The following is a 25,952-nucleotide window of genomic DNA, read 5'->3' on the forward strand; positions in this document are numbered from 1 at the left end:
AGGCAGAACCATCTTTGTCCTGTCGCAACCTCTTATTTAAAACTATTTAATATTTATAAATTCTTTTTAATTGCGCTATATAACCATTCATTTGCTCTCGTTCGTATTTTAAGTAGCAACGCTTAATTTGTAACAATAAATTAATTCCTGCATACCAATAAATACGATCCATTAAATTCTCTTCTGGTTCAACTCCATAAGCTTCCACCCAATATTCCCAGTAATCAAATGAAACATAATGACCAAGAATAGTTCCCATATCTAAAGCAGGATCTGCTAAAACAGAAAAATCCCAATCCACTAAATAAACTTCATTCTCTTGAGATATTAGCCAATTATTATGAATGGCATCCCCATGACACGCTGTATAATAGACGGAATGAAATGACGGCAAATGATCTTCTAAATATCTAAAGACTCGCATCAAATACAGATTATTTTTTAAATCCTCTGGCAAATCTGACGCATAATCACTTAGGAAATCAAATGCTGATTTTTCTCTGCCATCCATTCTTTTTAACATTGATTTTAAAGAATCAGATTCATGTAAATGACGTAATATTCGGATGACTTCAGGACTTTCACCCATCTCAACAGGTGTTAATTGGCGACCATCTAACCATTCTTGTGCGGTTAAGACATCCCCATCTCCTGTTCTTTTAGTCCAAAGAAGTTTTGGTGTTAAACCTTCTCTTGATAGTGCTGCTAAAAAAGGCGTCGAATTCCTTTTAATAAAAACTCGTTCACTATCTCGCATCCCTTTATACGCTTTTCCGGTATCTCCTTTAATTGGTTGGAGATTCCAATTTTTATCAAATTTAAACATCTATGTTGTCTCCCCATCCAAATTAATTCAGGTAACCTAATGTAGCGATTCTAAAAAAAGGAATCGAAGAATAGTATAACATATTATCTAGCGACTTTCCTTTTAAATCAATGATTTCTCTAATTTTTTTAACCGTTTCGGTGCATATAACTTTGTGAAAACGATGCCTTCTGCAATCAATATTCCAACGATTGTTAAAGCACCCACTTTATCTTGTAATCGAACCAAGAGTAACACACTAAATATTGTGATTACGACACTTAAGATGATTTTAATTAATTTTTCAACCGCTTTTACTTTTTGCTCTTTTTCAACTGGATATAAAAATGTCATTAACATATAATCAAACTCATTATAAATTGGTAATAATTGAAAACCAATCAAGTAAATGAATAATGCACTGATAATCCCATTTAAAATAAGCTGATTACTAAAAAATAAAAGAAAAGAGCCGATAACTGTTAATCGTATGACCAATCCACTATATTCTGTTCCTCTTAAAAAGACTCTTGCATATAAATATGTAAAGGTTTGACCTTGTTCTTTTTTTATTCTATTTAGCCAAGGATCCATATAAACTCGACGTTTAATATCACTTGATAGACCTGGAACATCTGTAAACAAATTAATAAACGAATAGATTTTTTTCATTCGTTTCCGTTCAAAATTAATCGCCTTTTCCCAATCTAAGGGATGGCTAGCTAAAGATTTTTTCGTCATCATAAAGCTAAATCCTAGGCATAAGAAAGAAACAATCATACCACTCCAAGGATTAAAATACAAATTCAAACCTATACTTAATAAACTAGCTACTATAAAAAGAACCGTTTGACTTTGAATTGTTTTTTTCGTATCCAAATAGAAAGATTGAAGCTGAATTAAAAGATGAACTAGCTTTAAAAGCCATAAATTTAAGACAATTGGATAAAAGTCATTAAATTCTAAAGAACTAGTTGCTACTAGTAATGGCATTGTTATTCCTGACACTAAAACAATTAATATAAAGGGCAACCAAACTGAGTGTTGAAATGCTTTTTTCATATAGCTTGTCATCTGTCGTTCTTTTGGCAGAAGAAAAATCATATCTGGTTCTTTTAAAAGAGTCGCTATTTTACCAACGAATAAAATTCCTAATAACAAGATAAATACAACTACTCTTCCTAAAGAGAAATCTTGATCCAGTGTTTTGATAAAATCAGAATAATAAAGACCAAAACCTCCTAAAGCAATAATCATCACTAATAAGAAATGATCATTCAACACATATTTCATATAACGCATCATATGTTTTTGATGCTTTGCTAATCTATTTTTGTAAAAAAGAGTCATCATTAGACCTCCTCTTCCTTAGTGAGCGAGATATAGATATCATCTAAAGAAGAATCAGGTAAATTAAATTCTTGACGCAATTCAGGCATTGAGCCAATCGCTCTAATTTCACCATCGTGTAAAACCACGAATCGATCACAATATATTTCAGCAGTTGCTAAAATATGTGTAGACATCAAGATAGCTGATCCTTGGTCTCGCATTTCTTTCATCAACTCAAGTAACGCGTTAATAGCTAATGGATCTAACCCTAAAAACGGTTCATCGATAATAAACAAACTAGGTTTAGTTAAAAAAGCACATAAAACCATAACTTTCTGCTTCATTCCCTTTGAAAAATGAGCTGGAAACCAGTCCAATTTATTTTCTAAACGGAATGTTTTTAGAAGCTTGTCCGCTCTTTTCATTGCTTCATCCATTGGAATATCATAGGCCATCGCCGTAATTTCAATATGCTCTCTTAATGTTAATTCATCGTATAAAATAGGTGTCTCAGGTATATAACCAATTGTTTTACGATATTCTTCTGGAGATTCTCTTAATTTTCTACCATCTACTGAGATACTTCCTTTTTGTTCTGTTAAAAGACCAATAATGTGTTTAATGGTTGTACTTTTTCCTGCACCATTTAATCCAATTAATCCTACAATCTCTCCGGAACTAACTTCAAAACTTATATCTTTTAATACTGGAATATGTCCATAACCACCAGTTAAATGTTCAATTTTTAAACTCATACATAAATCCTCCATTATATTCTATGATAAATTATAGCATAACTTCACCCGACTAATTCTTCTTTTTTACTATTATTAGATTCATTTTTGAATCCTTTTATGGTAAGGTTATTTTATAATTAAAGGAGGTCTTTTTAATGACAGACTGTATTTTTTGTAAAATAATTAATCGAGAAATCCCAAGTTATACTGTTTATGAAGATGAAGATGTCTACGCATTTTTAGATATTACTCAAACAACAAAAGGTCACACGCTGGTTATCCCTAAACAACACGTAGCAGATATTTTTGAGTATGACGAAAAGTTAGCAGCGACACTCTTTTCTAAGGTTCCAAAAATCGCTCGTGCTTTAGAAAAAAGTTTCCCTGATATGGAAGGCTTGAATTTAATCAATAATAACAAAGAATTAGCTTATCAATCTGTTTTTCATTCGCATATCCACCTGATTCCTAGATATAGTAAAGAAGATGATTTTTCAATTACATTTGCTAATAATGGTGACAAATACACATCAGAAGAAATGGCGGAAATGGCTAAAACGATAAAGGAGAACATCTAGTATGGATAAAAAGAAATTTTCTGGCAAAAAATTTGTTAAAGGATTAGTTATTGGTGGTATTATTGGCGGATCTGCAGCACTTTTACTAGCTCCTCGTTCTGGAAAAGAAACACGTAAAAAAATTCAAGATGAGATTGATGACACACTTCAATTAATCATGGACGTTAAAAATGGTGCTGAAGAAGTTCAGGCAAACACCTTCCAACTTCAGGACTTGGCTGAAACATTAATTCCAGATTTTATTGAAGGAACTGAGAAAAGTCTTGAACGCTTTAAATTTAAATCAAAATATCGTTTAGAAGACATAAAAAAACAACTCGCTAAAATTGAAACTGAAATAAACGATTTTTCTAACAATTTAAACGAATAAGAAAATTAGATAGAATAGCGTTTTTTCGTATTATAGGTTCAAACTTATGTTTATTATATGAAATTTTTTTGAATTTTGTATTTTTTGAAAGAATTGTATGATATAGTAATATTCGTGATGCAATTATGTAGATTTATAACAAATTATTGAGAATAGGATGTGCAAATAGTAATGAAGAAAAAATCATTAAAATTGGCTGCAGTATCTCTTTTAGGGATTCTAGCGCTTGCTGGATGTTCAGGTGGTAAAGAAGTTGCTTCTATGAAAGGTTCTAAAATTTCAGAAGACGATTTATATGCTGAATTAAAGAAAGATCCTCAAACAGCTTCAGTATTAACTAACATGATCATCAAAGACGTAACTGAAAATGCTTATGGCAAAGATGTAAAAGATGCTGATGTAGACAAAGAGTATAAAAAAGTTGAAGAACAAAATGGTGGTAAAAAACCATTTGAAGAATTATTAAAACAAAATAAATTAGATGTGAAAACATACAAAGAATCAATTAAAGGTCAACTTGCTTTCCAAAAAATGTTAGAATCTAACATTAAAATTGAAGACAAAGACTTAAAAGAAACTTGGGCAACTTTCCATCCTAAAGTGGACGCTCAAATTATGATGTTTGAATCTAAAGAAGATGCTGATAAAGCATTAACTGAAGTTAAAGATGGTGGAGATTTCACTAAAGTTGCTAAAGAAAAATCTAAAGATGAAACAACTAAAAAAGATGGCGGTAAAGTTACATTTGACTCAACTATGACAACAAAACCTGAAATGGTTTATGTGCCTGATCAAGTAAAAGAAGCTGCTTATAAATTAGAAGATGGAAAAGTATCAGAAGTTGTTACTGCTCAAAACATGCAAACTGGTGCTGATAGTTTCTACCTAGTTAAGATGGTTAAAAACCAGAAAAAAGGTAACGACTACAAGAAATTTGAAAAAGAATTAAAAGAAATTACTAAACAAAACAAATTACAAGATCCTACTTTCCAACAAAAAATTGTTGGTGAAGAATTAGAAAAAGCTAACGTAAAAATTGCTGATGACGATTTCAAAGATATTTTAGCTCCTTACTTACCTCAAAAAGAAGAAAAAGCTAAAAAAGATGACAAAAAAGAAGACAGCAAAAAAGACGATAAAAAAGAAGACAAAGAAGAAACAACTGAGTCTAAATAACAACATCAAAAAGAGGTTAACCTAAGTGGTTAACCTCTTTTTTAGTGCTATTTTTGTATTTCTTTAGTTATTTTTTCTAACCATTTATCAGTTCCTAAATCAACTAACTCATAAGTTAAATCAAAGTCTCCTGTATAATACGGGTCTGGAACTTCTTGTCTTTTCTCATCAATACTTTCTGATAAAAGTAAATGAATTTTATTATTCCACTTACTATTTGGTGATAGTTTCATCAAATTAGTTAGATTACTCTCATCCATCCCAATAATATAGTCCACTTGCTCAAATTCCTCATCAGTTATTTTAGTTGAATAAATACCATCAAAATTAACGCCTTTACTTTTTAGAATTTCCTGAGTTCCTTTATGCGGAGCGTCTCCTAAATTCCAACTACCTGTTGCAGCAGAAGATACTATAATACTAGATGATAAACCTGCTTTTTCAACTTTATCTCTAAACACTGCCTCTGCCATAGTAGAACGACAAATATTACCTAAACAAACAAATAAAACTTTAACCATTTCTTCTACCTCCAAATAAAATAAGAAGCTCACCAAAAAGGTCAGCCTCTCTTTATCATTTTATCCTATTATCTCTTCTTCTAAATCATCAGTAAATTGAACTTCAACTGCACGAGTTAAAATATCCGTATAGCTATAAGATACACGTTCAAATGCGTTTTCATCCTGATCTAAATTGACAATAAATACGGAAGGATATGTTTCTGATAAAATTCCACTACGTTCTGTTTGTCGTTTTCTTCCAGTCTGAGCGACTAAAGTAATTCGACTACCGATTTTATTTTCCAATTCTTCTTTTATCGTTAATATACTCGCTGCCATCCAACTCACCTCAAATACCATTATAACATAATAGACAAAAAACTTCAAATTTTATCATAATAACGCTATATTAGCAATAGATTTTCACAAATTTATTTATAAATTTCTGTTCTTTTTCTTACGTTAATTGAACTATTGAGGATTAATTTGCTCAGTTATTCTTCCATCAGTTGTTTTTTTATTTTCTTTCTTAGACGACTATAACCACTCGTTACTTTTACAACAGAGACATTCAATATATTAGCGATACTCTCTACTCCTTCGCCTAACAGCAAGTAAATGTAAACTTTAATCTCAAATTTTGATAATTGTTCTGAAAAATCTTCTAATGATTCTCGGATAAAAATATAGTCTATACTTGTTCCTGCACGGTAATCTACAACACCTTTACTAAAAATTTCTCCTAGTTGATCTACTTTGGATTCTAAAGATTCTGTGTAATGATAAATTTGTCGTTTTTGGGCTTCTTGATGCCTTAAAAGGGTTACAATACGACGCTTGAAATTAATTTTAAAAAACAAGCCAAACGTTACATCTTGTTTAATGTTATAACGTTGCAATGACTGAAAACACACGATTCTACCTTCTTGTAACCAGTCATCTAAATCATAATCTCTTAAGTAATAAGCACTTCTTTGCCTTAAAACTATTGGAACATACTTTTGGAATAGCTCTTCGAAAGCATCACTACTTCCGATTTTAGCTTGCGTCAATAACAGTTCATTTTCGTTTAACATATTTAGTCTCCTCGACCCGAAAGAAACCGTTTCCTCATCCTTTGATTCAAAATATTATCACTAAACAAAAAAACACGAAAGAGAACGTTAGTTCAAACTCGTGTTATTTAATCCAAATCATTATATATCTCTTGTAATTTTTTTAATTGGTCATTAGACCATGGACTATTTCGCCGATAACTCTGGAATTGATAGTCTTCTGCATCAGAACGAATTTTTTTTTCTGATTCTTTAAGATTTTTATAAAGTTCTCTTGCAGATACTCGTAAGGCTCCTTTTGAAAAAATTATCCATTGTTCTGCCATGTCACTTGTTGCTACTCTGACATGTGTTAGCGGATTAATTCTCTCAGCTGCCTCTCGTTCAATATAAGTATCTGCTGTTTCTTCTTCTTTTGTAAAAATAACTGTTACCCCAAACTCATTATACGTTTGCTGGATTCCTGGTACAAACTGAGCATCAAAAACCACAATCACTTCAATACCTTCGTACTTAGCATAATTTGATAGCATTGATAACAATGTATCTCTTGCATCTGCTAGTTTGTCTTGTTTTTTTAATTGGTCAAGAATGGGCCAAGCACCAATCATATTATAACCATCTACAAATAGTACTTGACGTTTCACTGACTTTCTCCATTCTTTTAGCTTCTTCTTTTTCTATGAACTTCGTACATTAAAAGCCCAGCTGCAACACTTGCATTTAAACTTTGTACATGTCCATCGATTGGAATAGTAATCATCTCATCCATTTCTTTTTTCAGAGCTGCTCCCATTCCTTTTCCTTCATTACCAATGACAAGTGCAATATCACCAGCAACATTCCATTTGGTATAATCTGTTCCATTCATATCTGTTCCAAATATCCAGATATTATCTTCTTTTAACTTTTTAATAGTCTGACTTAAGTTAGTTACTCTTGCAACAGGCACATGCTCAACAGCGCCAGTTGATGTTTTAACCACAACTGGTGTAATTCCAACCGCACGATGCTTTGGAATAATAATTCCATCTACATTAACAGCATCAGCTGTCCTCATAATTGAGCCTAAATTATGAGGATCCATTATGCTATCTAAAATTAAGAAAAAGCGATTCTCTTTCTCTTTTGTGTTTTCTAGTAGTTCACCTAAAGATAAATATTCATAAGGTGTAATCTTCATCACGATACCTTGATGATTTTCTTTATTAGTCATCTCATCAAGTTTTGCCTTAGGTGCCCAAATAATCGGTACTGAAAACTCTTTAGCTAACGCTTTTAACTCTTCAATACTATGACTCTTTAAATCTTCTTGGATAAACAGTTTATTACCTCTTCTTGCTTGAAGAGCCTCAACTGTTGCATGTCGTCCAAAAACCACATCTTCCAATGAGACAGGTTCTTTTCGCTCTTGTTTCATCTCACGTTTATTTTTCATTCTTCTCTCCTATTTTCTTAATAGACCAACCTATCAGTTCTTCTAAGCGCTCTTTTTGGTCAGTCAGGTGTAAGTAACCCATCAAGGCTTCAAATCCCGTAGAGGCACGATAAATAAAAATTGAAGTATTCTTGGCACTTGTATGACTCTTAGCATTTCTACCTCTTTTATACACCGCTTTTTCATCGTCTGTTAAAATATCTGCTTCAATCATCGCTTCAATTAAATAGTGTTGTGCTTTAGCCGACACATAGTGGGTAGCCATTCGATGTAATTGGTTTGGTCTTGTTTGACCAGAACGAATTAAAAAATCTCTGATATATACTTCATAAATTGCATCCCCTACATAAGCCAAAGTAAGTCCACTTAAAAGAGAATAATCTTTTTTATCATTCATTAATTTCTGCTCCATCTCGTTCCTTGTGATGTGTCCTCAAGAATAATTCCTTGCTCTTTTAATTCATCTCGAATTTCATCACTTCGTTTAAAGTCTTTATTTTTTCTCGCTTCATTTCTTTCTTCGATCAAAGCTTCGATTGTCTCATCTAGAACTTCTGCTTCTCCTAGTTCGATTCCAAAAACGGTCATCAAAGTTTTTAACAATTCAACAGCTTTTGTTAAGACTATTTTTGATACTTTGTTTTTTTCTAAATAAGCATTCAGCCATTTTACTAGACTATATACGGCTGTAATTCCATTTGCTGTATTAAAATCATCATCCATGCCTTCTTCAAATTGAGCTTTTATTAAATCAAGTTCTTTTAGATATGAATCATCCTCTTCGAGAGTCTCTTCTGCTTTATCTATCCTGAACATGACATTATTAAAACTTCCTTTAATACGTGTTAGGTTAGTTTCTGCCTCTTTTAAAATAATTTCATTAAATGGCATTGGGTGGCGATAATGAGTTGTTGCTAAAGCAAAACGAACAATTTCTGGTGAGACTTCTTGCATTAAATCATGTGCTGTCACAAAGTTTTTCAATGATTTACTCATTTTTTCACCGGAATCACCAACAGTCAGATAAGCATTATGCATCCAATAGTTAGCGAATTTTTTCCCTGTTTTAGCTTCACTTTGAGCAATTTCATTTTCATGATGAGGAAATTCTAAATCCTGTCCACCGGCATGAATATCAATTGTTTCACCTAAATGTTTTGTGGCCATAACTGAACATTCAATATGCCAGCCTGGACGACCCTCACCCCAAGGAGAATCCCATGAAATTTCTCCTTCTTTGGCTGATTTCCATAAAGCAAAATCTAAAGGATCTTCTTTTTTATTTTGCTCTTCACCTGTCCGTTGACTTGCTCCAACTTCAAGTTCATCAAGACTTTTATTGCTTAGTTCACCATATGTTTTAAAGCGACGAGCACGATAATAAACGTCTCCTTGAGATTCATAAGCATACCCTTTTTCAATTAAAACTTCAACAAATTCAATAATATCGTCAATATGATCAATGACTCGTGGATGTAGGCAAGCTGGTTTTACATTTAATTTACCCGTATCTTCTTTAAAAGCTGCAATGTACTTGTCTGCAATCTCTTTAGTCGAAACACCTTCTTCTTTAGCAGAGGCGATAATTTTATCATCCACATCTGTAAAATTAGAAACATAATTCACTTCATAACCTTTGTATTCTAAATAACGTCTCACCGTATCAAAAGCAGATGTACTTCTAGCATTACCAACATGAATGTAATTATAAACTGTTGGACCACACAGATACATACGAACTTTCCCTGGTTCTATCGTTTTAAATTCTTCTTTTGTTCGAGTTAATGTGTTATAAATTTTCATACGATTGTCTCTCCTATTCTTTATTTATCTTAACAACTTTTGCAGGGATTCCTACAGCTGTCGTATTTTTCGGGATATCTTTTAAAACAACTGAAGATGCGCCTATTTTTACGTTTTCTCCAATTTCAACAGGTCCTAAAATTTGAGCTTGAGCCGAAATCATCGCACCTTTTCTAATAGTTGGATGTCTTTTACCACAATGATTACCCGTCCCACCTAGTGTCACACCGTGAAATAACATCACATCATCTTCAATAATTGTCGTTTCACCAATAACAATTCCCATGCCATGATCAATAAATAAACGTTTACCAATTTGAGCTCCTGGATGGATTTCAACACCTGTTATAAATCGCCAAAATTGAGAATGACATCGTGCCAAAAAGTAACATTTACGATTATATAAAAAGTGAGAAACGCGATGTGCCCAGATAGCGTGAAGTCCTGGATAAGTAAAAAAAACTTCTAGATTGGACTTAGCTGCTGGATCGTGCTCTCTAACATTTTTTATATCTTCTCTAATTCCCATGACTTCACCTCTCTTTTTAGAGTAATAAAAAAAACGTCTTTTAGCTGAATATGAGCTAAAAGACGTTTTCACGTGGTTCCACTTTTTTTCGTCAAAGAAAAAATTCTTTCTTTAACCTTTTGATAAGTTAACGATTATCACTCGTTTCTGACTACTAATTTTTCGCCAAAACTACTCAAAGAGGCACTTCAATGATTAGTTGACTCTCGTTTTCACCACCCACGAGCTCTCTTTCATTCAAATAATCATTTACTTTTCTTTTCAACGTATTTAGTTTGTTGCTTGTTTAATATGGTCTAATACTTTTTCTTTACCTAATAACATAATTGTTTCTGCTAATTCTGGACCATGCATTTGGCCACTAACAGCAACACGAATCGGCATAAATAAATTTTTACCTTTTACGCCAGTTTCTTTTTGAACAGCCTTAATAGATGCTTTAATAGATGCTACATCAAATTCTTCTAAATCTGCTATTTGTTTAGAGAAAGCTTCTAATACTTGAGGTACTGTTTCTCCAGCTAAAACTTCTTTAGCTTCTTCATTTAATGATAATGTATCATTAAAGAAAAGATTTGACAATTCAACTATCTCGGCAGCATAACTCATTTGTGGTTGATACAATGAAACTAACTCTTCTACCCAAGCTAATTTTTCATCCGTTAAGTTTTCTTCAACTAATTTAGCTTCTTGTAAGTAAGGTAAAGCTAACTGAGCCATTTCTTTTCTTTCGATTTGTTTCATGTATTGATTACTAATCCACTCAAGTTTTTTATTATCAAAGGCTGCTGGTGATTTACCTAAGCGATCTGCGTCGAAAATTTTAATGAATTCTTCTTGAGAGAAAATTTCATCTTCTCCAACTGGTGACCAACCTAAAAGGCTGATAAAGTTAAACATCGCTTCTGGTTGGTAACCTAAATCACGATATTGCTCGATAAATTGTAGGATTGTTTCATCACGTTTACTTAGTTTTTTACCTGTTTCTGAATTAATGATTAAAGTCATATGACCAAATTCTGGTGCTTCCCAGCCGAATGCTTCATAAATCATTAATTGTTTTGGCGTATTAGCAATATGATCATCACCACGTAAAACATGAGAGATTTTCATCATGTAATCATCCACTGCTACAGCAAAGTTATATGTTGGCATACCGTCACGTTTTAAAATAACGAAATCGCCACCGACACTGTCTGATTCAAAGGTAATGTTTCCTTTAACCATGTCTTCAAAGCTATATGATTTATTTTTAGGCACGCGGAAACGAACCACTGGTGTGATGCCTTCTGCTTCTTTTTGCGCTTGCTCTTGAGCTGAAAGGTTAGCACACTTTCCATTATAACGAGGGATTTCTCCTCTTGCTCTTTGTGCTTCACGCTCTTCTTCTAATTCTTCTTCTGTACAATAACATTTGTACGCTAAGTTACTTGCTAATAATTGATCTACAAGTGGTAAGTAAATATCTTTTCTTTCAGATTGACGATAAGGGCCGTATTGACCTGGTTTAGCAGGAGACTCATCCCAGTCGATATTCAACCATTCTAAGTTCTCTAACTGACTTTTCTCGCCATCTTCAATGTTACGTTTTTGATCCGTATCTTCAATACGGATAATAAATTCTCCATCGTGATGTCTTGCGTATAAATAGTTAAATAATGCTGTTCTTGCGTTCCCAATATGTAAATGTCCAGTTGGGCTTGGTGCGTATCTTACACGAACTTTTTTTGTCATGAAATTACCTTCCTTATTGTCTTTTTCGGTATTAACCTATAATATCTAAATTTTACCCTCATTTTACTAAATAGTAAAGGTACAGATTAGATTCATTTAAAGCTTTGTTAATCATTAATCGTTGTTTGAGAATGAGAAGGTTTAGCAAAAATCATTCGACCGGCTGCTGTTTGAAGAGCGCTAGTCACAATAACATTGATTCTCTTATTCATAAAATGCTTACCATCTTCTACAACAACCATTGTTCCATCATCCAGATAAGCTACACCTTGCTGGCGCTCAGTCCCATCTTTCATCACGAGTACATCCATTGTTTCTCCAGGGATGACAACTGGTTTTATCGCATTAGCCAAGGCGTTAATATTAAACACTGGAACATTCTGAAACTCACTAACTTTATTTAAGTTATAGTCGTTTGTTACAACGATACCATCTAACATTTTAGCTAATTTAATCAATTTACTATCAACTTCTTGTATATCCTCAAAGTCACCTTCATACATCTCAACAGAAATGTTTTCTTCTTTTTGAAGAGCATTTAAAATATCTAACCCTCTACGTCCTCTAACTCGCTTCAAACTATCGCCTGAATCAGCAATATATTGCAGTTCATACAAGACAAAATTAGGGATTAATAAGGTTCCTTCAATAAATCCTGTTTTAGCAACATCATAAATTCTTCCATCAATAATGACACTAGTATCTAGTATTTTGTATTTATGGAAATTATCCGTGATTTTTCTTTCTAAAACCTCTTCGACCCCTTTTTTGGGTTTAGGTGTTAATAATTTTCGCCATTCTTCCGTTTTAGTTGTCCCGACTCTAAATCCAAAATATCCTAATGTCAGCATTATTAGTGCTGGTAATAAAATATTTAGTAAAGCTATTTTTAGGGAGTATAACGGAATAGATGCTAGCGCTCCTAAAAGTAAGCCGACAATCACACCAATACTACCAAATACTAAATCTTGTAAACTCTGTTCGCTAATAATTTTTTCCACTTTTTTAAGGGCACTGCCCACATAACGAAAGGTAAAAATAGAAATAATAATAAAAATAATGGCACCAATCAAACCGTTCGTTACTTCATTATTCAACCACTGATTACTATTTAAATTAAAAATTCCCCAAACAAGAGGCATTAACGTGACACCCAAACTAAATCCAACAATAGCCATCACAACATTAAAGATTTTTTTCTGCATAAAGACATTCCTCCTTTCCTATTTGAATACTTGCCTTAAAGTTTCAGAGACTGTCGAAACACCCACGACTTCAATACCAGTTGGAACTTTCCAACCTTGCAAATTATTCTTAGGAACATATATTTTTTTAAAGCCAAGTTTTTTAGCCTCTGATACACGTTGATCAATTCGGTTCACACGTCTAACTTCACCTGTTAAACCAATCTCACCGACAAAACACTCATGAGGTGAGGTTCCTTTGTCATTATAACTAGATGCAATACTCACAGCAATTGCTAAATCAATTGCCGGTTCATCTAACTTAACTCCACCAGCTGCTTTCAAATACGCATCCTGATTTTGAAGGAGTAAACCTGCTCTTTTTTCTAAAACAGCCATAATCAGTGATAAACGATGACGATCTAATCCCGAAGCCGTTCTATTAGCATTTCCAAACACTGATGGTGTAATCAGAGCTTGAATTTCTGCTAAAATTGGTCTCGTTCCTTCCATTGAACAAACAATAGCAGAGCCCGTTGCCCCGTCTAATCGTTCTTCTAAAAAGGCTTCAGATGGATTTTTAACTTCTACTAATCCTTCTTGTCTCATCTCGAAAATACCTATTTCATTAGTTGAGCCAAACCTATTTTTTACTGCTCTCAAAATTCTAAACGTATGATGTCGATCTCCTTCAAAATAAAGAACTGTATCCACCATGTGTTCTAGCATTCTAGGCCCTGCTAAAGAACCTTCTTTAGTCACGTGACCTACAATAAAAATAGTAATCTGATTTGTTTTGGCAATTTGCATTAATTCTGCCGTAGTTTCTCGAACCTGACTGACACTACCTGCTGCACTCGTAATATCTGGGTGAATCATCGTTTGAATAGAGTCGATTACGACATAATTAGGACGAAGCTGTTCTATGGTTTGCTTAATCAAATCCATATCTGTCTCACCATACACATAAAAATGATTATCTGTTTCACTCAAACGTTCAGCTCTCATTTTTATTTGCTGAGCACTTTCTTCTCCTGATACGTAAAGTACATTGTCATCAATCTTACTTAATTGCTGCGAAACTTGTAAAAGTAAAGTAGACTTACCAATACCTGGATCTCCACCAATTAAAACCATGGAACCAGGAACAACGCCACCACCTAGAACTCGATTTAATTCATCTAATTCTGTTTTAACTCGCGTTTCTTTTTTAAATACAATTTTGTCTAATTTTTCTGGTTTCGTTGTTTCACCTGTTAAGCTTACTCGGCTATGTCTTGTTGGTTTTTCTTGTATAATTTCTTCTACAAGCGTATTCCATTCACCACAATTTGGACATCTTCCTAGATACTTCGGCGAAATATAACCACATGATTGACAAACAAACTCATTTTTCTTTTTTTTTGCCACAAAATCATCCTTATCTCTGTTATTAATCAACTTATTTCTTGTTAATATTTTCATAAGTACATTAACATTTTAGCACATAAACAAAAGATTCTTGAAAGAAAACCCTCTTTATTAAAAGAACTTTATTTTTATTTACCTGAAGAACCAAAACCGCCCTGTCTCTCAGTTGTAGCACTATCCTCATCGGCTTTTAAGAAAGGTAAAAAGATCCCTTGACCTACTCGTTCTCCTTTTTTAATCGTCACATCTCTCAAACCAAAATTTAAAAATTGAAACATGATATGACCTTCATTGTTTTCATTATTATAGTAGTCACTATCAATCACTCCAACCCCATTTCCTAAAAGTAAAAAGTTCTTTAATGGATTACTTGAACGATTACATAACTGTAAGAATTCCTCTTCTCCCATATAAGCTTTCACTCCAGTAGGAACTAAAACTGGTTTCACTTGCTTAATCATCTCTTCATCTAAAAAAATTTCTTCTTTCTTTAAAGCTACTTTAAGAGCTGTTGCAATACCTGATTTCCAAATAGAGGGAATAATAACATCACTTGCTGCTTCAAAGTCATAACCTGCAGCTGCTTTAGTAGCTCGCTTTGGTAAATTAATTTCCTCAAATGTTGTTACTTTTTCAAATCCTCGAATTTTTGCCACATTCATCATCCTTCGTTTTTCTTTATCTGTTCTATCCTACATGATAACTCTATAAATAAAAAGGGGCTAAAGTCGAATCTTTTCTTATTTTATCATCTCCTTATGCTTTTTTTATGGAAACACACTAAAAAAACAGACCTTATGAAAAAACATAAAAGTCTGTTTTCTTTATTTATCTTTTAGTCATCATCTTCATCAAAATCATCTACTTGAATTTGAGTTAAATGACTCGCTTTTTTCTTCTCACCAATAACAAGCGGTACATGTTCAACAATTACATCGCTGTATTCTAATCCAAACCATCTAGCTGGATCAAATGCAATTTTCTTGATAGCTAATTTTGCTTGCATTACCATCGTGTCAATTGTACTTAATGATGTAACCCTTGTTAATTCTTCTCTAATTAAAACAAAAGCAAAATCTCCGACTTCGCGTCCTTTCATAATAGAGTATTTCTGAGGTTGTTTTGGTAACTTACCTTCTTCCATTAACTCTTGGACAATTTGTCTTAAGTAAACATTCACTTCTTGGTTCATTCTAAAACCTAAACGAAGTTGAACATTTACGATATAATCTGTTCCCATCATATCAACATAGTATTCTTTAGTATAAGGTTCATCTGTTACAAACACATTCACGAACCAATAAACTTTCGCCCGTTTTGGTCGTTTATCTAAAATAGAATACATAATTTCTTTTCCAACTCGATGACCTTTAATTTTAGTTGTTAAAAAGACAATGTTCGTTTGATATTCAGGCAATTCAGTATCTTGACTTAATTCTCTTAGTTGTTCTTTGTAATCACATAAAGAAACTTTATCAGATTCTCTTTCTTGAATGATATTACCACGATGCCAAATCATCATGATACCAAAAATAACTAACGCCATAAATACAGCCACATAACCACCATGCAAGAATTTAGTAGCACTTGAAATAAAGAAAATACTTTCAATAACTGCAAAGAAAATAAAGATTGTGTACGATAAGAGTTTTGGTACTCCTCGTTGTAACAAGTAGAATAGTAATAATAAAGTAGTCATCAACATAGTAATCGTAATCGCTAATCCATAAGCTGATTCCATATGAGCAGACGTTCTAAATGTTACGACGATACTTAAACAACCAATCATAAGCAAGGTATTAACAGCTGGAATATAAAGCTGACCCTTTTGATCTGTTGGATAAACAATCTTCATTCTTGGTAACAAACGTAATTTTATTGCCTCTGATACAAGTGTATAAGAACCTGATATCAAAGATTGAGACGCAATAATCGCAGCTAACGTCGCAAATACAACCCCAACAACTGTGAGTGACTTAGGCATCATTCTAAAGAATGGATTTAACATTTCAATACTTTGAAATGTTGGATTATCTTTGACACTAATCAGCCAAGCTGCTTGTCCGAAATAATTTAGAGTTAAACAAACTTTGATGTAAGGCCAGCTAACACGAATATTTTTTCTTCCAGCATGTCCTAAATCTGAATAAAGAGCTTCTGCTCCAGTTGTCGCTAGAAAGACACTACCTAAAATAAAAATACCCGCTTTATTTTCACTTGATACCAACAAATGAAAAGCGTAGTAAGGATTCAATGCTTTTAGCACACTCAAATTATCAGCGAAATTAATGACACCCATAACACCTAAAAAAGTAAACCAACCTAGCATGATTGGTCCAAAAGCAGTTCCTACCTTTTGTGTTCCTAATCGTTGAATCATAAACAACCCAAAAATAATAACCATCGTAATGACAACAATAACATGTTGATTATTACCAAATGCATCATAAAACCTCGGAATACCTCTTAAACCTTCAATGGCTGTCGTTACAGTTACTGCTGGTGTCAGAACCCCATCTGCTAGTAATGTAGCCCCACCAATCATAGCCGGAAACAGTAAAAACTTCCCAGATTTTTTAACCAACGTGTATAGAGAGAAAATACCACCCTCACCATGATTATCCGCATTTAGCGCGATCATGACATACTTAACCGTTGTAAGTAGTGTTAGTGTCCAAAATATTAAGGATACCGAACCTAAAATAAAATCAGTTGATACATTGGCCAGCCCATCATTACCTTCAATGATTGCCTTCATAACATAAAGCGGGCTCGTTCCAATATCTCCATAAACAACACCCATTGCAACTAAGGCACCTCCAACTTTAAAGGTGTCCATGTTTTCTCGGGTCAACTTGTGACTCACTTTTCATTCCTCTCTTTCAATAAAACAATTTCCTATTTTTTATTAATTACTAAATACAAACAAGATGAATTATATGCTCTTTATCGCAAATGTCAACACCCTTTTTGAACAAAAATAACTTAAGTTTTTTCCGTATTTTTTCCAGTTCATTATTCTACCGTTTAAATTATTCTTTTGGTACATTTAACTTATTATTTACTTACATCACAAAACATAATAATTGATTCTTCAGATACCTTAAATCCATTGTTTTTATAAAAAATTTCCGCTGGCATTCCCCTATCTGTATCTAAAATAATTGCAGGAATATTTTCTTTCAATAATTCTTTTTTAATCAAAGAAAGAAACTGACTCCCGAATCCCTTTGAATGAAATTTCTTTGAAATAAAAAATGTGTCTAACGCATACTCTTTACCTTGATACCAAGGTTTAATATAACCTAAAGAAGCACCTATCCTATTATTACCAACTTCAGCTATAAATCCATTAAATGTATTCATTTCAAAAAGTTCTTTTACATAATTTTCGATTTGTTTAACTTCAAGGTCATCATTCCAAGGTTCAGAAGAAAACACATCTATATAATTCTCAACAATCCAATCAAAATCTTTACTTGTAACCTGACGTAAAATCATCTTATCTCTTCCTTTCAACTAATTATCATTAAATCTTGATACTTATAAAAAAAAGCCTAGAATATTCTAAGCTTTCTAAGTCAATATTTAGTGTCCTTTATGTTTCTCACGTTTTTTAGCTTGTTTTTTTTTCGAACTGCTCTTTTAAATACAATTCTTTACGTTCTCTTTTATTCTTCTTAGCCACTTTTTTTCGCTCTTCATGTTGTAATCTAATCGCCTCTTGAGATTTAGAAGACATTCCTTTTTGTTGCTTCTCTTTGTTAATCATTCGATGAAGTCTCTTAGGATTTATCTTTCTTCTCTCTTTACTTGTTTGAATCTGATTATTTTTAGCTAACCATTTTTCATTCAATAGATTAGGTAACACATAATGAATAAAATTGAAAACCTCTTCTGCTTTTGGCTCAGGTCCAAAAACATGCTCTCTGACTACCCACTGATTTTTTTCATCAAAGTACTCAATCAAGCCACACCAATACTGACCATTAAAATAAATTGTCAAAGACATATTTATTTCCTCCCTTTATTAAAAGATTGGAATAACGGACGACCCAGGGAGGGAAGGTTACTTACAATGTTTCCGGACTACCAACCGAAATGTGATTTTTTATTCTACCTATAAAATAAAGGATTTCCAGATAAATTTCAATTAAAAGAGTATTTTCTATATATTCATCTTTTTATATTATGTGTCTCCTCATTTTTCCTCTTTCTATATTTATCAAACAACCTATGATAAAATAAAGAAGTTAATCTACTAGATATCGGAGGAACACTCAATTGAATGTTAATAAACTAAAAAAATATTTTAAGGCAGAAGGAAAATACGGACTAGCTGCTTTTTTTATTCCCTTTTTCATCATGTTTTTTGTCTACTTAAGCCTGGGCATCTACTGGGGAAGTGATCGAAGTGTTTTAGCAAGTGATGCCTTCTCTCAATTTTCGAATTTTCACGCGAGTTTTAATAATGTCATGCATGGTAAACAGAGTATTTTCTATACTTGGAATGCCTCTTTAGGACTCAATTATTGGTCACTTATTTCCTATTATTTAGGAGGAATTTTTACACCGATTGTTTTCTTTTTTAACAATCAAAACATTCCAGATGCTTTGTACTTACTAACTCTAATCAAAATTGGCAGTGCCGGCCTTGCCTTTTGGTACTTTGGAAAAAATACCTATAAGCTTTCTCAATGGTCGATTATAAGTTTGAGTGTTGCTTACTCACTCATGTCATTTATTACAGCTCATTCTGAATTGATCATGTGGTTAGATATTTTCATGTACTTACCATTAATCGTTCTTGGTATCAACCAAGTAATGGACAAGGGAAAATCTATTTTACTTTTTGTTAGTTATTTACTATTATTTATCTCTAATTTTTACTTTGGTTTTATGATTGGCGTTTTCACAGTTGGGTATTTCTTTGCTCGACTTGCTACGAATCCTAAAGCTTATAAAAAAGCAATCGTACCATACTTTGCTACTTCACTATTTGCTGGAATCAGCTCCATGATTATGATTTTACCAGCTGTTTTAGACCTTAAAACTAATGGTGAAACATTAAGTGAAATGACTCGATTAAAAACTGAGGCTACTTCTTTTTGGGATATTATCATTAAAAATATGATTGGGGTTTTTGATACAACCAAATATGGCTCTATTCCATTTATTTATGTTGGTATCTTGCCGCTACTGTTTTGTCTTTTCTATTTTGTCACTAAAAAAATTAAAACAGTTAATAAAATTGCCTATGGTTCTCTTTTTATTTTACTCATTGCGAGTTTCTATTTAGAACCACTTAATTTATTCTGGCATGGATTCCATGCACCAAATATGTTTTTATTCCGATTTAGTTTTTTATTTTCATTTTTAGTCATTATGCTGGCCGGTTACGGTTGGGAAAATTTTTCAAAAGACGACGGTGGTTACTTAGTAGGTATCGGATTATTAGTCCCTGTTCTCTTTTTATTAGCTAAATTAACAGCGCCAAAAACAAGTTATGATTTTGTCACTTCAACTCATGTACTAATGAGTATCTTATTTGTTTTTCTATACCTAATTGCTATTATTTTTTATCAATTAAAAAAATTACCTGGAAAACGATTAGCTATTTTGTTACTTTTAATCGTCTCAGGAGAAGCTTTTTTAAATACCTCATACATGTTGAATGGTATTTTAGACGATTGGAATTACGCTTCTAGAAGCCTTTATTCTGATCCCTATCCAAACTATAAAAAGTTAACCGATACAGCTGATAAAGCCAATAAAGATGAATTTTATCGTCTAGAATCATTGGCACCTATTTCATCCAATGACAGTTTCAGTTATGGTTATAGCGGAATTAGTATGTTCTCTTCTATTAGAAATCGACATTCTTCTACCTTTTTAAATGACTTAGGCTATCGATCAAGAGGAACAAGCCTAAATATCAGATATCAAAATAATACTTTATTTATGGATAGCCTTCTTGGTGTAAAACATAACATCAGCGATCAAAAGGTTAACAAATATGGTTTTACTTCTGTTGCAAAAGCTGGAAAATACCAACTTTATGAAAATGATTTAGCTATGCCTCTTGGTGTGTTAACAGATGATACACTTTACAAAACAAAATTTCCTAAAAATGATAACTTAGGTGCGCAAACCGCCTTGATTAATCAATTATCAAATTTTGAAGATTCCTATTTTACTTTTACAAAACCAACTGTTGTCGAAACAAAAAATACTCAGATTATCAATAAACCAAATAACCATGTGCTATTTAAAGAACAAAAATCCAATATTGGAAAAACAATCACCTATGATGTTTTTGTTCCAGCTGGTAATCAAGCTTACCTTAGCTTATTCCCAGGAGATTTTTCAAAACTTGAAAGCTCAAGTGCTACAGTCCTTTCTCAAGGAACTAGTTATAAGAGCCAAATTAATATCACTGGTCAGTATTACAATTTAGGCTATTTTGAAAAAGATTCTACTTTACGATTTAGCCTTGAATTATACGGTACAAAAGAAGTAGATTTTATTGACCCTCCTGTAGTTATGATGGATACCAATAAATACCAAAGCGCTATGAAAGAAATTAATAACCAAGGTGTTGATTTTAACGTTCACGGTAGAAAAGCAGAAGCTACTATTGAAACACCTGAAGATAAGGTACTTATGACAACTATTCCTTATGATAAAGGTTGGTCTGTTAAAGTCGATGGGAAAAAAGTTCCTACTAAAGACTTCAAAGATGCCTTCTTAACCTTCAATGTACCTAAGGGTAAACATGATATTACTTTATCTTTCTTACCTCCAGGTTTAACCATTGGAGCATTACTCTTTGCTTTAGGGATTGCTAGCTTTAGTGGTTACTACTACTTTATTTTAAATAAGAAAAAGAATTAAAAATCAGCGTTAACTTATCGAAATATTGATAAGTTAACGCTGATTTATTATTTTATCCAATTTCCTCGTTCAAAACTAGTTGCAATACCATTATTATCAGCTGTATCTGTTATTTCATCAGCCATTTTTTTAAGTTTCTCTGTTCCATTTCCCATTGCTACTTTATAACCTACAGCTTCAAACATCGCTAAATCATTATCACCATCTCCAAAAGCAATAGCTGCTTCTTTTTCTATCTTTAATAATTCTAACACCTGCATAACAGCCCTTTCTTTATCCACACCTTTAACAGCAATCTCACCACTTTCTGGACCAAATAAAGAAACCGTTCCATGATACAAATGACAGGTAGCTCCAAATTTTTTCTTAATAACTTCGTAAGGCACTGTATTATTAATAAAAGAGATTTTATTTATGTTACTATAGTCAATTTTGTGGCTATCATATTGATTAACTAATTCATAAAACCACGTAAGCTGTTGATTTAATTCTTCAAAAGAACGACCTTCTCTCGTAGCAATTTTTTGGATCTCTTCTTGTATTTTTCTAACATAGTTATCACTTCCAAAGAGGCCATCATTTGATTCAATGTAATAACCAATATCATTTTCTTTAAAATATTCTATCATACTAAAAACAATTTCTTTATCCAGTGTTTGATGAAAAACAAGCTCATTATTAATAGTAATAAAACCACCACCCGCTCCAATGACGCCATCAAATCCAATAGATAAAATATTATCTAATATTTCCGGTTTAGAACGGCCTGTACAGATAAAAGCAAGGTTACCCTCATGTCTAAATTTCCTTATAGCCTCTATACTTGTCGGTAACACATTTCCATGACTATTACAGAGTGTCCCATCAAGATCAAAAAAAGCAATTCGTCTCATTTTTTCTTCCTCAATTCATTAGAATCCTCAAAAAAGAAGTGTGACAAAATAAATTTCTGCCACACTTTTTCTTGATTTTAACTATTAAAGTGTCTCACCATTTGAAGCAATCACTTCTTTATACCAGTTAAATGAATCTTTAGGGTAACGAGTTAGACTACCTTCACCCTTATCATCTTGATCAACATAAATGAAACCATAACGTTTTGACATTTGAGAAGTTCCACAACTAATTAAATCAATACAACCCCAAGTTGTGTAACCCATTAAATCAACTCCATCTTTAATAGCTTCTTTCATTTGTTCCACATGTTTTTTGATGTAATCAATTCGGTAATCATCATGAATTTTTCCATCTTCTGTTAACTCATCTTTAGCACCTAATCCATTCTCACAAACAAATAATGGCAATTCATAACGATCGTATAATTTCATTAATGAAATACGTAAACCAATTGGATCAATTGGCCAGTCCCATTGTGATAATTCTAAATGCTCATTTTTAATCGGGCTATCAAAAGATCCTGCTAATTTAGAGGCATCTTCACGAGCTTCTGTTACGTGAGACATGTAGTAACTAATTGCTACATAATCTACTTTACCTTCTTTAAGGATTTCAGCATCCCCATCTTCCATAACTACATGAATATCATTATCGGCAAAGTAACGAGCCATATATGTTGGATACTCTCCACGAGCTTGAACATCAGGATAAAACATATTTAACTGATTTGATTTTAAGGCTTGTAGTTGATCCTCAGGTTTTGTTGTTAAAGCATATGATTCAATTTGATTAATCATACATCCAACTTGAGCTTCTGGCATAATCTCACGAGCTGCTTTAACAGCTAATGCACTAGCTAAAAATTGATGATGACTCGCTTGGTAAGTTACCTCTAATTTTTTTTCAGGGTCAATTAAATCTTCTAAAATACCTGCTCCTGTGTATAAACTATTTAAATTCATGTTCATCTCGTTAAACGTAATCCAATATTTTACTTTTGATTTATAACGATTGAATAGAACACGAGCATATTTATCAAATAACGGAATTAATTCACGACTTGCCCAACCATTGTATTTTTCTGTTAGAGCAATTGGCATTTCATAATGAGACATCGTTACTAATGGTTCAATTCCATATTTAGCACACTCATCAAATACTCGGTCATAAAAGGCTAATCCTTCTTCATTTGGTTCAGTTTCTAACCCTGTCGGGAAAATTCGTGCCCAAGAAATAGATAAACGGAATGTTTTAAAGCCCATTTCTGCAAACAAAGCAATATCTTCTGCATAGCGATTATAAAAGTCGATTCCCCAACGTTTTGGGAATAAATAATTAGCCTCATTTTCTTTATATTCTGCTAATTCTTTTGATGTTACATTAAAAGTAAAGTTATCTACTTTACCTGTTGCGTAAGGGTCTTTATAGGCTGCATAATCTGATGTAGACATTCCTTTTCCACCTACATTATAAGCTCCTTCTATCTGGTTAGCTGCTGTAGCACCACCCCATAAAAAACCTTTTGGAAATCCTGTTTGTAATTCTTTCATAAATAATTCCTCCTAAAATATATTTCTAATTTATATTAAATTTAATTAGTTAACGACCATTAATACTTCTTCTTTTCCTCTGCTAACTCGTTCATTTTCTTTAACAGAAGGAACAACATCCAAATAATTAGGTGTATTGGTTATCACAATTGGTGAATATAAACTTAATTGATGTCTTTTAATGACTTCAATATCAAAGGTTAATAAAGAATCTCCTACACTCACTTTTTGTCCCTCTTCAACTAGACGCTCAAATCCATTACCATCTAAACTGACCGTATCGATTCCAACATGAACTAGCATTTCAACACCTGTATCCGAAACAATTCCAATTGCATGATTGGTAGGTGTAGTCATAGTAATTGTGCCATCAAATGGGGCAACTACAAGACCTTCTTCTGGTATAACGCCCAAGCCTTTTCCAACTATTTCAGTAGCGAACGTTTCATCAGGGCATTCTTTTAACGACTTAACAGTTCCACTTAACGGAGACAAAATTTTACTTTCTTTTTTTACTTCTTTTGAAGAGATAGGTGTCTGCTCTGTTTCTTCTCCTAAATCAAATTTGAAAATTAAAGTAGCAACAAATCCCACAATGAAACTAGCTAAAATACCAATTAAAGCAAACATAAAGTTGTTTGAGCCTTTTTCTAAGTACGTTGGAATAGCTAAAGCTCCTGGAACAGCAAAACTAAAACTCTTAACAGCAAAAGTCCCGAAAATAGCTCCCCCAATTGCACCGCCCATCATACTGGCATAAAAAGGTTTCTTTAATTTCATCGTAACACCATAAATAGCCGGTTCTGTAATACCAAATAAAGCAGGAATAAAAGCAGAAATAGCAACTTGTTTCATTTTTTGATCTTTTGTTTTAAAGAAAACACCTAATGTCGCACCAGCTTGAGCTAGATTAGCAACAAGATTCATCGGTAACAACATAATGTCGTAGCCAAATTTATCTAAACTAGCGAATGTACCTGGGAAAAAGGCATAATGCATACCCGTAATAACAATTAAAGGCATTAATCCACCCATCAAAGCTCCAGCTAAAGGTCCAGCAACATCAAACAACATTGTAAAGAACATTTCTAAATAAGTTCCTACCAAATTACCTAACGGAGCAATAAAAGCTAACATGATTGGTGCTGTTACAAGCAAACTAATCAAAGGTACGAAAATAATCGTCAATGAATTAGGTACAATTTTTTTCGCATATTTTTCAACATAACTTAATAAAAGAACACCTAGAATAATCGGAATAACTGTCGATGCGTAACTATTCATCGGAATTGTTAACCCGATAAATTTAAGACTAGTAATTTCACCTCCTGCAGCATTTGCCATAAAGGTTGGATACATTAAAATTCCTGCCAAAGCTACTGCAATCGATGGATTAGTTTTAAATTTGTTAGCTGCAGAAAAACCGACTAAGAAAGGTAAAAAGTGAAACGTCGCATCTGCAATCCCATTTAAAACAATATAAGTTGAACTTGTATCAGATAAAAGATTGAAAAAGACAAGTAGTGCCATAATTCCTTTAAGTAATCCGCTACCTGTAATAGCTGCTAATATCGGTGTAAAAATACCCGAAATGACATCAAAAACAAAATCTAACATATTTTGTTTACCAGCTTGTCCTGTTTCTTTTGCTTTTTCTTTTCCTTCTAGCAAATCACTAACCTCTTGGTAAACATCAGCCACATCACTTCCAATGATGACTTGGAATTGCCCACTTTGAAATTGTGCTCCCATAACACCATCTAACTCTTTAATATCATCTATTTTGATTTTATCTTTACTTCCAATATTAAATCTTAATCTAGTAATACAATGCCAGCTCTGACTGATATTGGTCGACCCACCCATTTTTTCAATAATTTGTTCAGCTAACTCTCGATGGTTCATCTTTTTTCACTCCAATTTTTTTATTTTTGGCATAGAAAAAACCTAAACAAAC

25 protein-coding genes and 1 other annotated feature are annotated in these 25,952 nt (G+C 32.8%); of the genes, 4 read left to right on the forward strand and 21 right to left on the reverse strand.

Annotation, left to right across the window (positions count from 1 at the left end):
* Nucleotides 1–46: 46 nt before the first annotated feature.
* From H9L18_RS13280 to H9L18_RS13290, 3 genes are all read right to left on the reverse strand, one after another.
* Nucleotides 47–826 (reverse strand): phosphotransferase family protein, encoded by a 780-nt coding sequence (locus H9L18_RS13280; RefSeq protein ID WP_126792832.1) that lies wholly within the window; start codon nt 824–826, stop codon nt 47–49.
* Nucleotides 827–928: 102 nt separating this feature from the next.
* Nucleotides 929–2,155, reverse strand: a complete 1,227-nt coding sequence (locus H9L18_RS13285; protein WP_185847448.1) for an ABC transporter permease — start codon at nt 2,153–2,155, stop codon at nt 929–931.
* Between the two features lie 2 nt (nt 2,156–2,157).
* Complete coding sequence (locus H9L18_RS13290) at nt 2,158–2,892, reverse strand: ABC transporter ATP-binding protein (RefSeq protein WP_126792836.1); 735 nt, start codon at nt 2,890–2,892, stop codon at nt 2,158–2,160.
* Between the two features lie 137 nt (nt 2,893–3,029).
* On the opposite strand from H9L18_RS13290, the gene H9L18_RS13295 reads away from it, so the two are divergent.
* From H9L18_RS13295 to H9L18_RS13305, 3 genes are all read left to right on the forward strand, one after another.
* The gene (locus H9L18_RS13295) at nt 3,030–3,452 is read left to right on the forward strand and encodes an HIT family protein (RefSeq protein ID WP_126792838.1); all 423 of its coding nucleotides are present in this window, start codon (nt 3,030–3,032) and stop codon (nt 3,450–3,452) included.
* A 1-nt stretch (nt 3,453) separates the two neighbouring features.
* Nucleotides 3,454–3,822 (forward strand): YtxH domain-containing protein, encoded by a 369-nt coding sequence (locus H9L18_RS13300; RefSeq protein WP_126792840.1) that lies wholly within the window; start codon nt 3,454–3,456, stop codon nt 3,820–3,822.
* Between the two features lie 171 nt (nt 3,823–3,993).
* Entirely contained in the window at nt 3,994–4,998 is a 1,005-nt protein-coding gene (locus tag H9L18_RS13305; RefSeq protein ID WP_126792842.1) for a peptidylprolyl isomerase, read from the forward strand.
* A 47-nt stretch (nt 4,999–5,045) separates the two neighbouring features.
* Here the strand turns inward: H9L18_RS13305 and H9L18_RS13310 are convergent, their stop codons facing one another.
* The 15 genes from H9L18_RS13310 to H9L18_RS13380 form a co-directional block, all read right to left on the reverse strand.
* On the reverse strand, nt 5,046–5,519 hold the full coding sequence (locus tag H9L18_RS13310) for a low molecular weight protein-tyrosine-phosphatase (protein WP_126792844.1): 474 nt from the start codon (nt 5,517–5,519) through the stop codon (nt 5,046–5,048).
* 60 nt (nt 5,520–5,579) lie between these two features.
* Entirely contained in the window at nt 5,580–5,840 is a 261-nt protein-coding gene (locus tag H9L18_RS13315; protein ID WP_126792846.1) for a Veg family protein, read from the reverse strand.
* Between the two features lie 155 nt (nt 5,841–5,995).
* Nucleotides 5,996–6,577, reverse strand: coding sequence for a sigma-70 family RNA polymerase sigma factor (locus H9L18_RS13320; RefSeq protein WP_126792848.1), 582 nt, complete (start codon nt 6,575–6,577; stop codon nt 5,996–5,998).
* A gap of 107 nt (nt 6,578–6,684) precedes the next feature.
* Nucleotides 6,685–7,203, reverse strand: a complete 519-nt coding sequence (locus H9L18_RS13325; RefSeq protein ID WP_126792850.1) for an NYN domain-containing protein — start codon at nt 7,201–7,203, stop codon at nt 6,685–6,687.
* Nucleotides 7,204–7,220: 17 nt separating this feature from the next.
* On the reverse strand, nt 7,221–7,994 hold the full coding sequence (gene rlmB / locus H9L18_RS13330; RefSeq protein WP_126792851.1) for a 23S rRNA (guanosine(2251)-2'-O)-methyltransferase RlmB: 774 nt from the start codon (nt 7,992–7,994) through the stop codon (nt 7,221–7,223).
* Nucleotides 7,984–8,391 (reverse strand): Mini-ribonuclease 3, encoded by a 408-nt coding sequence (locus H9L18_RS13335; protein ID WP_246433291.1) that lies wholly within the window; start codon nt 8,389–8,391, stop codon nt 7,984–7,986. Before H9L18_RS13335 ends, rlmB begins: the two co-directional genes overlap by 11 nt.
* On the reverse strand, nt 8,391–9,797 hold the full coding sequence (cysS, locus tag H9L18_RS13340) for a cysteine--tRNA ligase (RefSeq protein ID WP_126792855.1): 1,407 nt from the start codon (nt 9,795–9,797) through the stop codon (nt 8,391–8,393). The genes H9L18_RS13335 and cysS overlap by 1 nt, the downstream gene beginning before the upstream one ends.
* Before the next feature lie 13 nt (nt 9,798–9,810).
* Nucleotides 9,811–10,326 carry a serine O-acetyltransferase EpsC gene (gene epsC / locus H9L18_RS13345; RefSeq protein ID WP_126792858.1) on the reverse strand — a complete coding sequence of 172 codons (516 nt, stop codon included), beginning with the start codon at nt 10,324–10,326 and terminating at the stop codon, nt 9,811–9,813.
* A 55-nt stretch (nt 10,327–10,381) separates the two neighbouring features.
* Nucleotides 10,382–10,600, reverse strand: a binding site (T-box leader).
* On the reverse strand, nt 10,597–12,060 hold the full coding sequence (gltX, locus tag H9L18_RS13350; protein WP_126792860.1) for a glutamate--tRNA ligase: 1,464 nt from the start codon (nt 12,058–12,060) through the stop codon (nt 10,597–10,599). (Overlaps the previous feature by 4 nt.)
* A gap of 107 nt (nt 12,061–12,167) precedes the next feature.
* Nucleotides 12,168–13,265, reverse strand: a complete 1,098-nt coding sequence (locus tag H9L18_RS13355; RefSeq protein ID WP_126792862.1) for a PIN/TRAM domain-containing protein — start codon at nt 13,263–13,265, stop codon at nt 12,168–12,170.
* Between the two features lie 18 nt (nt 13,266–13,283).
* A complete protein-coding gene (gene radA, locus H9L18_RS13360; protein ID WP_126792864.1) occupies nt 13,284–14,654 on the reverse strand; it encodes a DNA repair protein RadA in 1,371 nt (456 codons plus the stop codon).
* 128 nt (nt 14,655–14,782) lie between these two features.
* Entirely contained in the window at nt 14,783–15,310 is a 528-nt protein-coding gene (locus tag H9L18_RS13365) for a dCTP deaminase/dUTPase family protein (RefSeq protein ID WP_246433292.1), read from the reverse strand.
* A gap of 179 nt (nt 15,311–15,489) precedes the next feature.
* A complete protein-coding gene (locus H9L18_RS13370; protein WP_126793019.1) occupies nt 15,490–17,493 on the reverse strand; it encodes a KUP/HAK/KT family potassium transporter in 2,004 nt (667 codons plus the stop codon).
* A gap of 218 nt (nt 17,494–17,711) precedes the next feature.
* Nucleotides 17,712–18,155, reverse strand: coding sequence for a GNAT family N-acetyltransferase (locus H9L18_RS13375; RefSeq protein ID WP_126792868.1), 444 nt, complete (start codon nt 18,153–18,155; stop codon nt 17,712–17,714).
* Between the two features lie 115 nt (nt 18,156–18,270).
* Nucleotides 18,271–18,666, reverse strand: a complete 396-nt coding sequence (locus tag H9L18_RS13380; RefSeq protein WP_126792871.1) for a YjdF family protein — start codon at nt 18,664–18,666, stop codon at nt 18,271–18,273.
* Nucleotides 18,667–18,938: 272 nt separating this feature from the next.
* On the opposite strand from H9L18_RS13380, the gene H9L18_RS13385 reads away from it, so the two are divergent.
* A complete protein-coding gene (locus tag H9L18_RS13385) occupies nt 18,939–21,548 on the forward strand; it encodes a YfhO family protein (RefSeq protein WP_260590286.1) in 2,610 nt (869 codons plus the stop codon).
* Between the two features lie 47 nt (nt 21,549–21,595).
* Here the strand turns inward: H9L18_RS13385 and H9L18_RS13390 are convergent, their stop codons facing one another.
* The 3 genes from H9L18_RS13390 to H9L18_RS13400 all read right to left on the reverse strand — a co-directional run bounded on the left by H9L18_RS13390 (nt 21,596) and on the right by H9L18_RS13400 (nt 25,900).
* Entirely contained in the window at nt 21,596–22,441 is an 846-nt protein-coding gene (locus H9L18_RS13390) for an HAD family hydrolase (RefSeq protein WP_126792873.1), read from the reverse strand.
* Nucleotides 22,442–22,525: 84 nt separating this feature from the next.
* Nucleotides 22,526–23,995 (reverse strand): glycoside hydrolase family 1 protein, encoded by a 1,470-nt coding sequence (locus H9L18_RS13395; protein ID WP_126792875.1) that lies wholly within the window; start codon nt 23,993–23,995, stop codon nt 22,526–22,528.
* A 45-nt stretch (nt 23,996–24,040) separates the two neighbouring features.
* Nucleotides 24,041–25,900 carry a beta-glucoside-specific PTS transporter subunit IIABC gene (locus H9L18_RS13400; RefSeq protein WP_126792877.1) on the reverse strand — a complete coding sequence of 620 codons (1,860 nt, stop codon included), beginning with the start codon at nt 25,898–25,900 and terminating at the stop codon, nt 24,041–24,043.
* Between the last annotated feature and the right edge of the window lie 52 nt (nt 25,901–25,952).

This window comes from Vagococcus carniphilus (assembly GCF_014397115.1).
Taxonomy (GTDB): domain Bacteria; phylum Bacillota; class Bacilli; order Lactobacillales; family Vagococcaceae; genus Vagococcus; species Vagococcus carniphilus.